The sequence below is a fragment of the Bacillus sp. FSL K6-3200 genome, assembly GCF_038630485.1.
Lineage (GTDB): Bacteria > Bacillota > Bacilli > Bacillales > Bacillaceae > Bacillus > Bacillus safensis.
The window spans coordinates 2,853,024-2,865,106 of the sequence record NZ_CP152032.1 but is presented as its reverse complement, the minus strand read 5'-3'; the positions used below and the strand labels follow the sequence as shown (position 1 = coordinate 2,865,106).

16 protein-coding genes are annotated in these 12,083 nt (G+C 41.7%); 2 read left to right on the top strand and 14 right to left on the bottom strand.

Features of this window, described 5'->3' with window-relative positions:
* Positions 1–22: 22 nt before the first annotated feature.
* From MHI60_RS14580 to MHI60_RS14570, 3 genes are all read right to left on the bottom strand, one after another.
* A complete protein-coding gene (locus tag MHI60_RS14580; RefSeq protein WP_144485030.1) occupies positions 23–2,350 on the bottom strand; it encodes a DNA internalization-related competence protein ComEC/Rec2 in 2,328 nt (775 codons plus the stop codon).
* Positions 2,343–2,912: a ComE operon protein 2 gene (locus tag MHI60_RS14575; RefSeq protein WP_039180075.1), complete on the bottom strand. Its 570-nt coding sequence runs from the start codon at positions 2,910–2,912 to the stop codon at positions 2,343–2,345. The genes MHI60_RS14580 and MHI60_RS14575 overlap by 8 nt, the downstream gene beginning before the upstream one ends.
* A gap of 65 nt (positions 2,913–2,977) precedes the next feature.
* Positions 2,978–3,607, bottom strand: a complete 630-nt coding sequence (locus MHI60_RS14570; RefSeq protein ID WP_144484674.1) for a helix-hairpin-helix domain-containing protein — start codon at positions 3,605–3,607, stop codon at positions 2,978–2,980.
* A 90-nt stretch (positions 3,608–3,697) separates the two neighbouring features.
* Here MHI60_RS14570 and comER point away from each other — a divergent pair, with 90 nt between their 5' ends.
* A complete protein-coding gene (gene comER, locus MHI60_RS14565) occupies positions 3,698–4,546 on the top strand; it encodes a late competence protein ComER (protein WP_024423047.1) in 849 nt (282 codons plus the stop codon).
* Between the two features lie 48 nt (positions 4,547–4,594).
* Here the strand turns inward: comER and MHI60_RS14560 are convergent, their stop codons facing one another.
* From MHI60_RS14560 to MHI60_RS14525, 8 genes are read right to left on the bottom strand one after another with little or no spacing between them, the layout of a single operon-like run.
* Positions 4,595–5,338 carry a class I SAM-dependent methyltransferase gene (locus MHI60_RS14560; protein WP_111291688.1) on the bottom strand — a complete coding sequence of 248 codons (744 nt, stop codon included), beginning with the start codon at positions 5,336–5,338 and terminating at the stop codon, positions 4,595–4,597.
* Positions 5,335–5,691: a ribosome silencing factor gene (rsfS, locus tag MHI60_RS14555; protein ID WP_003217467.1), complete on the bottom strand. Its 357-nt coding sequence runs from the start codon at positions 5,689–5,691 to the stop codon at positions 5,335–5,337. The genes MHI60_RS14560 and rsfS overlap by 4 nt, the downstream gene beginning before the upstream one ends.
* A 13-nt stretch (positions 5,692–5,704) precedes the next feature.
* Positions 5,705–6,268 (bottom strand): bis(5'-nucleosyl)-tetraphosphatase (symmetrical) YqeK, encoded by a 564-nt coding sequence (yqeK, locus tag MHI60_RS14550; RefSeq protein WP_111291689.1) that lies wholly within the window; start codon positions 6,266–6,268, stop codon positions 5,705–5,707.
* A complete protein-coding gene (locus MHI60_RS14545; protein ID WP_144484676.1) occupies positions 6,258–6,827 on the bottom strand; it encodes a nicotinate-nucleotide adenylyltransferase in 570 nt (189 codons plus the stop codon). Before MHI60_RS14545 ends, yqeK begins: the two co-directional genes overlap by 11 nt.
* A 13-nt stretch (positions 6,828–6,840) precedes the next feature.
* Positions 6,841–7,131 (bottom strand): ribosome assembly RNA-binding protein YhbY, encoded by a 291-nt coding sequence (yhbY, locus tag MHI60_RS14540; protein ID WP_008342507.1) that lies wholly within the window; start codon positions 7,129–7,131, stop codon positions 6,841–6,843.
* Entirely contained in the window at positions 7,125–7,967 is an 843-nt protein-coding gene (aroE, locus tag MHI60_RS14535; RefSeq protein WP_144484678.1) for a shikimate dehydrogenase, read from the bottom strand. Before aroE ends, yhbY begins: the two co-directional genes overlap by 7 nt.
* Before the next feature lie 21 nt (positions 7,968–7,988).
* Positions 7,989–9,089, bottom strand: coding sequence for a ribosome biogenesis GTPase YqeH (gene yqeH / locus MHI60_RS14530; RefSeq protein ID WP_095409067.1), 1,101 nt, complete (start codon positions 9,087–9,089; stop codon positions 7,989–7,991).
* 2 nt (positions 9,090–9,091) lie between these two features.
* Positions 9,092–9,613, bottom strand: coding sequence for a YqeG family HAD IIIA-type phosphatase (locus MHI60_RS14525; protein ID WP_008356191.1), 522 nt, complete (start codon positions 9,611–9,613; stop codon positions 9,092–9,094).
* A 361-nt stretch (positions 9,614–9,974) separates the two neighbouring features.
* Between MHI60_RS14525 and MHI60_RS14520 the strand changes: the two genes are divergently transcribed.
* Complete coding sequence (locus MHI60_RS14520) at positions 9,975–10,115, top strand: sporulation histidine kinase inhibitor Sda (protein WP_003217327.1); 141 nt, start codon at positions 9,975–9,977, stop codon at positions 10,113–10,115.
* A 135-nt stretch (positions 10,116–10,250) separates the two neighbouring features.
* On the opposite strand, the gene MHI60_RS14515 is transcribed toward MHI60_RS14520, so the two are convergent.
* The 3 genes from MHI60_RS14515 to MHI60_RS14505 form a co-directional block, all read right to left on the bottom strand.
* Positions 10,251–10,400, bottom strand: a complete 150-nt coding sequence (locus MHI60_RS14515; RefSeq protein ID WP_162842499.1) for a hypothetical protein — start codon at positions 10,398–10,400, stop codon at positions 10,251–10,253.
* Positions 10,401–10,478: 78 nt separating this feature from the next.
* Positions 10,479–11,207: a GDSL-type esterase/lipase family protein gene (locus MHI60_RS14510; protein ID WP_186437302.1), complete on the bottom strand. Its 729-nt coding sequence runs from the start codon at positions 11,205–11,207 to the stop codon at positions 10,479–10,481.
* An 84-nt stretch (positions 11,208–11,291) separates the two neighbouring features.
* A complete protein-coding gene (locus MHI60_RS14505) occupies positions 11,292–12,032 on the bottom strand; it encodes a polysaccharide deacetylase family protein (RefSeq protein ID WP_095409069.1) in 741 nt (246 codons plus the stop codon).
* Positions 12,033–12,083 lie beyond the last annotated feature (51 nt).

Here is a 12,083-nt window from a genome sequence, read left to right as displayed (position 1 = left end):
GACTGCCATTTTGGCAGTTTTTTTATTGATTTTGTAAGATATCATATGGAGGATGAGTGTAAAACGTTCCTTGCTTATCGAGAAATTCATACGTCACGCTCCCATCGATATCTGTACGATACACCTTCATTTGCTGGTCCTTTAATTTTTTCAAGACTTCCTGATGCGGATGCTGATAACGATTGCGTTCACCTGCTGAAATGAGTGCATGTGAGGGCTTGAGATGCTGAAGCCATTCTTCGCTTGTTGACCCTTTACTCCCGTGATGTCCAACCTTTAAGACATCTGCCCGCAGATCAGGATAGGCTTCTATAATGTCTCGCTCTCCTTCTTGTTCAAGATCTCCAGTGAGCATAAACCGCTTCCCGCCTAGGGTAAATGTCAAAACGAGTGAATCATTATTCTTACTTGTCACTCGATCACGCGACGGATGAAGAACTTCAAATATTTGCTCTCCAATCTGAAGCTGATCTCCTCTCTCTAATTCATCAATCATAATCCCTTGATCAGCTGCTTCTTTTAACAGCTCCGCATCCTCTGGACTACGGGCAAAGCCTTTTGGTATCGCCAGCCGCTTTACTTTATTTCGCTTGATTAAACGAACCGCTTCTCCCATATGGTCTTGATCCGCATGCGTAAGAATCAGGACATCAAGTTTTGCTATACCTTTAGAATGCAGAAACGGGATCAGCGTTTGATCACCGATCGAAGATACTTTACGCCTTTTTTTCCACGGTTCTTCTTCAAAAGAAAGTCTGCCTCCTGTATCTACAAGCAGGTGCCCCTTTCGATAAGGCAGCTGAATAAACAAACTATCCCCCTGCCCTACATCCAGCATCGTAACTTCCCCTTTTTCGAAAAAATTCGGGGTGAAATAGTGTGCACCCAAAACACCAATGAGAAAAAGGATCGGCACAGCATAGGATTTCACAGAAGTTTTGCACTCCATCACAAATAACAGAACAATTAAGGCGCTCACCTCAAGAAGAATATGCCACCAAGCAGACTTCATAAAAATCAAGTTGAATCCATCAAAAACAGCTATATAGGCTGACAATTGATGACTAAGCTGAATCACCGAATCAAGCAGCTGAAACAATGTTTGTCCAAGCGGAAGATAAACGATAGTGAAAAGAAAAAAGAGTAAGGATAGTGGCATGACGACCGTCGTATAAAAAGGAACAAATATCATGTTCAAAGGAACGCTCAGCAAAGAAAATTGATGAAAATGATATAAAAGAACAGGGAGCGAAGCAAGCTGTGCAATGAAGGAAATAAGGAATAATTGCATGACTGAACTTTTTGCTTTCGATAAAATCCTAGTCGATAACAAAATAAAAAACGTCACCACGAATGAAAGCTGAAATCCAATATCGAATAAATAAAGAGGATGAATTGCTAATAAGAATAAAAACGTAACGCTTAAAACCACAGCTGAAGGCTGTTTCATTTCTTTTGGCAGACTTGTCATCACTAAATAGATTCCTGCCATCAGGCAAGCTCTTAAAACAGATGGTGCAGCACCTGTCAAACAAGCATAAACAGGAAGAAAGCATAATAAGAGAATACGTGCAGTCTCTCTTGTCACGCCTGCACGAAGGAGACACCAAAATAAACACGCAAGAAGCGTTTGCACATGCAATCCTGAGATCGCTAGTAAATGAATAATGCCGAGCATTTGATAATCTCTTAATGTCTCAGGGTCTATCAAATCGCGTTCTCCAAAAATAAGAGCCTGTACAATGCCCACAGAGTGTTCTGGTACATGGTCCTCTAAAAATGTCAAACCTTTTTGCCGCATCACTTGAAGGTAATAGGAAGAACCGTCTATTTTTGTACAGTTTTTGATCGACTGTGGCAGGAAAATGGCGTCAATGCTTTTTGATTTTAAAAATTGATCGTATTGAAACCCGTTAGGAATGGTTGCTTGTTTTGCTGGACGAACATCACCTGTCATGTGACAGCTCATACCAGGTTCTACATCTTTTAATGCCTCCTTTTCACGCTCAGTTTGAATTGTATAAAAAGTGGCTAGTCGTTCATGATCTGTTGATACAGTCGCTGAAAAACGATTGCCATCTGTTTTCGGAATGCTTTCAATCACAACGGAACCGGATAGACGTTTTTCTTGTGCAGGTTGATTCGTTTCAAGAGACTCATGAACCATAAAAATGAGAGTATAGACAGCCCCGCATAGGCTGACCATTAAAAAGAGCTGAGGGACTTTTTTCAGTAGGCTGAGAAGTAATATGACGAGAAGAAAGAGAAGGAAATACATATGAAGATGATATGCAGCCAGAGCAATTCCAACAGCTGCTGAAATTGCCCCAAACGGCAAATATTTAAACATAGGAAGTAAATAGTTGATTCGCCTTCTCATGCATATCGCGAATTTCTGTTTCGCTAAGTCCTGATTCACTCAGCTTCCCAATTAAATCTGCAACAAAGGCCAATTTTTCTTGATTTTTCAAGTCGATGATCATCTCATCTAATTCAACTTGCTCTGTTTGAACACCCGCCTGCTCGAATAAATCAACGGCATATGGGTGATTTTTATAATCCTTTGCATAGTACACTGTTCGTATGCCCGCTTGAATGATGGCTTTACAGCACTGTAAACAAGGGAAATGCGTGACATATATTTCAGCATCAGCTGTAGGTGCACCAAATTTAGCACATTGTAAAATAGCGTTCATTTCTGCATGGATGGTGCGAACACAGTGATGATCAATGACATAGCATCCTACATCTGCACAATGAACGTCTCCGGCAATGGAGCCATTGTACCCCCCTGCAATAATGCGCTTGTCCCTTACGATGGTCGCCCCAACAGCTAACCGCTCACAGGTGCTTCGTAAAGCAAGCAAATGGCTTTGTGCCATAAAATATTGATTCCATGAAATTCTTTCCACGAGCTGATCCCTCCAGAATGATGGTTGATATTAAGTGTACATGCCTTTCTTCTATACCGTCAATTCTACTTCACGGTCAATTGACTTTTCAGCCGTTCAATCGTCTTTTCCCCAAAACCTGAAATGTTCCGCAAGTCTTCAATTTGTTGAAATTCTCCGTGTTCCTCTCTATACGAAATGATGGCTTCTGCTTTAGCTGGTCCTATGCCGTTAATGGTTTGCAATTCGGCTGCATCGGCCTGATTGACATTGACACCCTGACTCTTTTCAACGCCCGTTGATGCGTCAGCCGATACTGTTTGCGTCTCTCTTTCCGCTTCCCCCTGCTTCCGAACATAAATCATCATACTATCCTCTAATTTTGCTGCTTGATTGATTTCAATCGTGTCTGCTTTGCTGGTAAAGCCTCCTGCCCTTTGAATCGCTTCCTCTACCCGAGCATCAGATTGAAACGTATAGACACCTGGCTTCCTTACAGCTCCTTTGACCTCTACAAAAATCGTCGATGGCTCTTTTTCTGTCTTTTCTTGTTTGTCTTCTAATGTGACTTGTATGTCTTTATTTTCCTTCAATACACTTGCCTCTCTGCTGCCCTCTCCTTTTCCAGTGAAAAAGAAGAAACTGAAGATGATCACGACTATGAGTCCAGCGGCGATATAAAGACTGTATTTTTTTAATGAAATGAGTCGTTTCACTTACTCACGCTTCTTTCAATCATATTTTTCTACTGCTCAACATACTGTTTAGAAGATAAGAGATCCTACGCGTCTAAGGAGGGAGAACGTTTGAATATAGGGTTAATCGGTACAGGAAACATGGGTACCATACTTACTGAGGCATTTATTGAATCAAAGGCAGTTAATCCCTCATCGATCACCATTACAAACCGAACCATTGAAAAAGCGTTCAATATAAAAAAGAACCATCCAGAACTTGAAGTAACGAAACAGCTTTCAGGTGCTGTCACGAATAAAGATTTCATTTTTGTTTGTGTCAAACCACTTGATATTTATCCACTTTTAAAAGAGCTGAGCCCTCTTTTAACGGAGCAGCAAACCATTGTCATCATTACAAGTCCGGTGCATCCTGAACAGCTCCAGGATATCGTTCCTTGTCAAACAGCAAGGCTGATTCCAAGCATTACAAACCGCGCTTTATCAGGTGCATCTCTTTTAACATTTGGTTCATCATGCAATGCCGCGACAAAAACCGCTTTAAGACAGTTAGCTTCGTGCATTTCAACACCAATTGAGATCCATCATTCGATTACAAGAGCGGCTTCCGATATTGTCAGCTGCGGACCTGCTTTTATCAGTTTTCTCGTTCAGAAAATGATTGAAGCGGCCGTAGAAGAAACGGATATTTCTAAAGAAGAAGCCACCACCTTATCAGAAGATATGCTTGTTGGACTTGGCCGTTTGATTGAAAAAAGAGTCTATACCCTTCCAACACTGCAAGACAAAGTATGTGTGAAAGGCGGCGTCACTGGTGAAGGCATTAAAGCACTTGAAGCAGGTGTGCAAGATATGTTTCACCGGCTCTTTCAAAACACCCATGAAAAATTCGATGAAGATTTAGAAGCGGTTGCACATCAATATCCACCAAGTGTGTTCACTGATGATCGCAGAAATTAATCATCTTTGCAATAAGCGAAAAAAGGGTTTTAAAAAACCATCGTTCTATTAAACGATGGTTTTTGGTTTCTTAGCTGAGATGAAATATCTTTCGGCGAATTCACCGGGGGCTTCATTTGTAAAATCAGCGGTCACTTCTATCTGTTCAAAGCCAGCGGACTCAAGGAACGCTGCATATGTTTCAAATGAAAATGTGCGCTGTTCATGTGTCTCATCATAACGCTGATACATGTCTCCGTCCTTTACAAAAAAGCTTAAATCATGAATGACCGAATACATGTCATCCCCTTTATCACTCTGCCAAATATAGCTGATCTCTTCATCTTGATCTGCATAAGTTGAACCTGGGAATACCTCTTCCATTTTATAAGGCGTATGAACATCAAAAAGTAAAACCCCATCTGCCTCTAAAAGCTGAAACATGTTTTTAAAGGTTTTTTTGACGTCATTTTCGTTTTTTAAGTAATTCAAGGAATCACAGCAAATAACGGCTGCCTGGAAGGCTTGTTCAAAGCCTGTAACCTCTCTCATATCTTGATGCAAAAATTGAATCGACTGATTTTTCGTTTGCGCTTTTTGCTGCGCGAAGGCCAGCATTTCTTCACTAAGGTCAATTCCTGTAACCTTGTGGCCCTTTTCAGCTAACCGAAGAGAAATCTCTCCAGTCCCACAGCCTACATCGATGATGACAGCATTCGGTTTAATATACTGCTGGATCCACTGAACCCATTCATCATAAGGTGCATGTGTCATGAGCTCGTCATACACACCTGCAAACCCTTGATAAATCATGAGTTAATGCCAAGTGAAAGCGTTTCTCTCGGCGCATCTCCCCATAGCTTTTCTAGATTGTAGTATCCTCTTTCTTCTTTGTGGAACACATGGGCAATGACATCACCTAGGTCAATCAATACCCATCTTGCTTCATCAAAGCCTTCCATCTTTTTCACTTCGATTCCACTTTCCTCTGCAAGATGTTTTACTTCTCTTGCAATGGCTTGCACTTGTTTATCAGAATTCCCGTGACAAATGAGAAAATAATCTGCAACAAGTGAGATTCCTTGCATATTAAGGGCAATAATATCCTCAGCCCGTTTATCATCGCATGCACCTGCTGCGACGTTTAAAATTGATGATGAATCCATCCAAAATTCCTCCTTAGTTGTTCTTATGCACAAGCGAGTTGTAAGTAGCAAGCGTATCTGGAAAGACTGGCTGATTCTTTTTCATTAGAAAACTGATGGTGTTTTTTAATGATTGAATCAGTGCACGATCTAGATCATGCTCTGCTAACTCCCTTACTTCTTCGACACCAGGGAAATGACGTCCTGGTTCTATATAATCTGCGACATAAATGACTTTTTCAAGTAAAGTCATGTCTGGTCTGCCGGAAGTATGAAATTCAATGGCTGTTAACACATCGTGATCGTCAATTCCAGCTTCTTTTTTGACCAAATAGGCACCAACCGGGGCGTGCCAAAGCTCGGGCGAATATTCAAGCAATAAAGGGTTCATCTGCTCTTGCTCGATAATCCCCTTCATTTCTTCCTTTGGTCTAAATTTCGCATAATCATGAAAAATAGCGGCGATCTCTGCTTTTTTCACATCTGCACCGAACCGTTCCGCTAATGAAATGGCTGTCTCCATGACTCCAAGTGTATGTGTATATCTATGCTCTGTTAACTGTTCTTTGACACAGTTCAATGCTTCTTCACGATTCATATAAATGATGCTCCTTTATATAACGCTCAACAGCTTTCGGAATCAAATAATCAACAGGTATTCCCTGCTCTATTCGCTGCCTAATCAATGTCGATGATACATCAAAAGCTGGAACATCTGCAAATAAAAGCGGATATGCCGTATTTCCAACGTAACCCGGTCTTTTCATCCCAATAAAGGTGATCATTTGAAGCAAATCGTCGATCCGATGCCATTTTGGCAAATACTCGACCATGTCCGCTCCTATCATAAAAAAGAACTGATCTTCTGGATGTCGCTTCTTTAACAGATCCACTGTATCTACCGTATAAGACGGACCCTCCCGCTCCATTTCAATGAGCTCGAGCCGAAAATACGGATTTGACTGAATCGCTGCCTCCACCATTTTTATCCGGTGATGACTATCTGCTCGTTTCCGTCCTGTTTTATGAGGAGGCATATGGTTTGGGATAAACCAAATTTCATCCAGCCCCACTTTAGTCCGCACCTCGCTTGCCATCAGCAAATGCCCGTTATGGGGAGGATCAAACGTACCGCCGAACAACCCTATTTTTTTCATATCGTATCCACCTTTACGGCAGCTTAATTTGTTTATTTTCCTTAGATTCTTTGTAAAGGACAATCACATTTCCGATCGTTTGAACGAGTTCTGCCTTTGCACCTTTTACAAGTGCTTTCGCAACTTCTGTTTTGTCCTCGTCGCAATTTTGCAATACGCTGACTTTTAATAGTTCTCTTGCTTCAAGCGCCTCGGAAATTTGCTTGACCATATTGTCATTTACCCCGCCTTTTCCAACTTGAAAAATAGGTGATAAATGATGTGCTTGTGCACGTAAAAAACGTTTTTGCTTACCTTTTAACATGGTGTTCCTCCTAATTTCTCTATGACAATTGACTTCATTTTTCCGGCATCAGGCGTGATACCTGTCCACAGTTCAAAGGCTCTTACTGCTTGTCCAACAAACATGCCAACCCCATCTACTGTTTTCAAGCCTAACCTTGCTGCTTCACTGAGCAGTTTTGTTTCTATTGGATTATACACAATATCACAAACGACCGCTGTTTTTTTTGCGTTCGCTAAAGAAATCGGGGTTTCTTCAACATTCGGATACATGCCAATCGAGGTCGTATGGATGATGACATCATATTCCCCAAGCCGCTCTTCTGCTGTATTTAATGTGATTGCATGAGAGGTGATTTTCCCCTCTGCGCTTTCAATTAAAGCTTCAGCTTTTTCAATGGTGCGGTTCGTAATATCAAAGCTCTTCGGTGCATACTGAGCAATTGTCGTATAAATCGCTCTTGCCGCTCCGCCAGCACCAATCAGAAGAAATGACAGCTCTGATAACGGGTGATCCAAGGCTTCAAGCAATGAATGAAGAAAGCCTTCTCCATCTGTATTGTACCCAACGAGCTGATCCCCTTCGAGCCGCACCGTATTGACGGCACCGAGGCGTTCAGCTGTCACATCAATTTTGTCAAGGTACTGCATGATTTCTACCTTGTGCGGAACAGTGACGTTAATGCCGCTGATTCCTAACGCTTTCATGCCGCTAACAGCCTCTTTCAGGTCATCATTTTCTACTTGAAAGCCATGATAGTGTCCATCAATTCCAGCATCCTTTAGTGCTGCATTATGAATATCCGGAGACATTGAGTGGCCAACAGGGTTTCCGATTACTCCGTATAAAGGTTTCAAGGTCTCTCCCCCTTTGAACATTTAAATTAACGAACGTCTCATAAACACATGAACGCCTTTTGGCGCATAAACTTTGATTTGCTTACCCGCATCATTTGCAGTGACCCAGCCTAAACCTGAAAAGACGATGTCCATTTTTGGCTGATCAATGGTAAAGGTATGCGGAACGAGCGGCGGGAAATCTTCCATTCCCTCTTTTGATGGCGGTGACAGCAGTTCCCCTGCATGTTTTTCATATAAATCATCTGCGTTCTCCAGCTTTGTACGGTGAATGTTCAGCTCATTTGGCATATAGCAGACAAATGATGTTCTGCCGCCTTTTACGTAATCAAATCGAGCGAGTCCGCCAAAATAAAGCGTTTGTGCTTCATTTAATTGGAACGTTCTCGGTTTCAATTCTTTTTTCGGCGTTAAAATCTTCAGGTCATTTTTGCTGACATAGTGCGCCATTTGATGACGGTTGATGATGCCCGGCGTATCGAATAAAGCAGACCCGTCATCAAGCGGAATTTCAATGGCATCAAGTGTAGTACCTGGATATTGGGATGTAGTAATGACGTTCTCTTCGCCAGATACTTCTTTGATGATTCGATTGATAAATGTTGATTTTCCAACATTCGTACAGCCGACGACATAGACATTTCTTCCATCGCGGTAATGATCGATCGCTTCCATCACCTCAGGTACGCCCTGGCCTCTGCTTGCACTGATTAAGAAAACATCGATAGGATTTAATCCGTTTTCCTTTGCTTCCCGTTTCATCCAATGAATCAGACGATCTTTTTTCACGGATTTCGGTAAAATATCCACTTTGTTGCCGACAAGTAAAATCGGATTACCACCGACAATACGGCTCAGCCCGTTGATCCAGCTTCCGTTAAAGTCAAAAATATCAACGACCTTGACAATGAGAGAATCTGTCTCTCCAATGCTGTGCAATATATTTAAAAAGTCGTCTTCTGTTAAAGAAACATCTTGAATCTCATTGTAGTTCTTTAACCTAAAACAGCGCTGACAGATCACATCTTCTTTCAATAGAGATGCTGCCGGCGCATATCCTAATTGATCTTTATCTTCCGTCTGAATGGCTACACCGCAGCCAATACAAACAACCTTTTCCATTATTACTCTTCCTCCCACTGAATGTGGCCCTTACGCTTTAAGGCTCCTAAAATTCTGCGTTCAATCTGCCTGTTAAACTTTGTGAAAAATCCGTCCGAGGCAGCAACAGGAACGACCAAAATCGTATGGAAGCCATGACGATTCCCGCCAAGAACATCTGTCATGAGCTGATCCCCAATGACAACCACATCTTCTTTTTTCAACTGCATATCAGCGACTGCCTTATTAAAGGCTCTTCCCATAGGCTTTCTCGCTTTATAAATAAACGGGATATGAACCGGTTCAGAAAAAAGCTTGACCCTTTTTTCATTATTGTTCGATACAATCGTCACTTGTATCCCGTGATCTTTCATTTCTTGAAACCATTCAATTAAGCGCGGTGTCGCACTTGGACGGTCCCATTCTACTAGTGTGTTATCTAGATCGGTAATAATTCCTTTTACATTTCGTTCTTTTAATTTTTGCGGTGAAATGTGGAAAATACTTTTCACAAATTCATCCGGTAAGAAATACTTCTTTAGCACAATTTGCACCCTTTCTTCCATTGGTTTTCAGCGATTGTGTCGAATCAAATCACAATTTGTCTGTCTATCGAATACAATGAAAAAGTTTTCGACATATGATGAGGACCTTCAACAGGTGTGGATAATTTTACACACATTATCCACCTATATTTCATCACGCTTTCATTCAATTATAAACACTCTACCCACAAGTTATCCACTTAACCATGTGGATAACAGAACGATTGTTCTTGTTTCCCATTCATGGTAGATTAAAGGTACTTCAAAGACAGTCGATCAACCTATGATGATATGTCTTTTCCTCAAATTTTATGCCAACTTTTTCAGGGGAGGTGTTTTTCCCATCATATGGGTTTCTAGTATGAAAAAGCTGTCAGATGATTTACTTATAGAATCGTATTATAAAGCAAATGAAATGAACTTAAATCGCGACTTCATTGAATTAATTGAGACAGAAATGAAAAGACGTTCGCTCGGGCATATGCTCTCTGTTTCCTCTTAATTCCATATCACAGGAACCATGCCTCCCGAGCACTCTCCTTTTTTAAACTCAGGTGACTGATATTATATCACTTGCGCTATAGGCTTACTACTATTTTCCGTAAAAAACACCCCTTCTGATGAAAGAAGAGGTGTCTTAATTGCAAGGCTGTTCATTCCAAAACCATAACCCTCCGCCTACGACTAAAATGACCACAAGGAACACAACAAGAAAAGCGTAACCGATTCCTGCTCCTTGTGCTGGATAAGGCGAACACGCAGGGTAAGGATAAGGACATCCCCACATATCAGTTACCTCCTTCTAGGAAGATATACTGTTAGACTATGCTGGATGAATGGTCTTGTTTAGGCGGATGGCCATCATTTAAAAATGTTTGATGACTTCACGCTCTTTGATTTCGTTATAAATAATTCTCGCCCCTTTTGGTGTCATATGATTACCAGAAGGGTCGATCAAACCTGACTGAATCAGAGCTCGATCACTGTCTTCACCAGCTTCTCGGATGAAAGCTTTCCAATTGTCGACAAGCGGCACCTGCTCATCCTTCGCTACTTCTCTCGTGATATCATTATAAGAGTTTTGCCAAGCTCTTGCCCCGCCTCTCTCGGCAAAATAAGATGACTTATATCTAGAGTAATAATACAAGCCCTTTTTCCCGCCTTCTACAACAGGCACACAGGTCATGAGAATCGGGGTAATGCCTTCTTTTCTACTTTCAGAAATAAAGTAGGATAAATTTTCTTTAAACCGTTTTTTCGTCACTCGGGGATGTTTCCCGTCTAAAATCGCCGCATCATTCGTACCGAACATGATGAGGACGTAAGTTGGTTTCTGTTTTAAAATATCCTGCTCAAAGCGCAGTTTCGCGTCTTCAGTCGTCTGCCCGCCAATGCCTGCATTCTTCACTTGAATTTGGCCGCGCTCGACGTTTTTCATGAGATTCACCCATTTTTCAGATGTTGGATAATCTCGAAAGTCCCAGTTTGATCCTCTTGTATTGCTGTCACCAAATGCAATGACGCTTTCTTGAACTGGCTTAGAGCACCCAGCGGCAACACATAATAGGATGAAAAGGAAAACATATTTCTTCACAACATTCACCTCCAAAAGCCCTCTTCATATAGTAAACGACAAGACTTTTGGTTTCAATGAATGACTGTTTTTGACGAATGCTTCCTATTGCAGTTGAACGGGCATATATGCTTTGTCATGTTGCAGCAGCTCACTTACTTTTACGAATTCATAGCCTCTCTTCTTTAATTCAGGAATCACTTGTTTCAATGCTTCTACCGTTTGCTTTCGATTTCCCCCGCCATCATGTAAAAGGATGATATCCCCGCCCTGAATATGATCAATAATTCGGCTTGCAATTTTATGTGCGCCTGGTCTTGACCAGTCCTTCGGATCTTGCGTAAAAGACCACATGACCACATCATATCCTTGCTTTGACAGAATGCGGAATGATTTCATGGTTAAGCGTCCACCAGGAGGGCGAAATAATAAGGGACCGCCAGGCTGGAGTGAAGCGATATGAGCCGCTGATTCTTTTAATTCCCGCTTGATCTCCTTTGACGACAAAAGGTCAAAATACGTATGATTCATCGTATGATTGCCGAGTTCATTCCCTTCGTCCACAATCCGTTCTGCGATCATTGGATATGCATGGATTCGGTTCCCTATCACAAAAAAGCTCGCATTCACTTGATGCTCCTTCAGCACATCCAATATTTGATTTGTATACACTGGATGAGGTCCATCATCAAAGGTGATCGCAATCTTTTTCCGTTCCGCTCTCATGTCCCAAAAGGCACGCCCCGTTTTTTCAAGATCGACTCGTTTTAATGTGCGTGCCTCTACTTCATTAGGAACAAAAGCACATAGCAGCCATATACACATCAAGATATGCAGCCCTCTCATTCGACCGCCTCCTCCACCGAACATCATTACCGATAAATTGCCCGCTTTCTC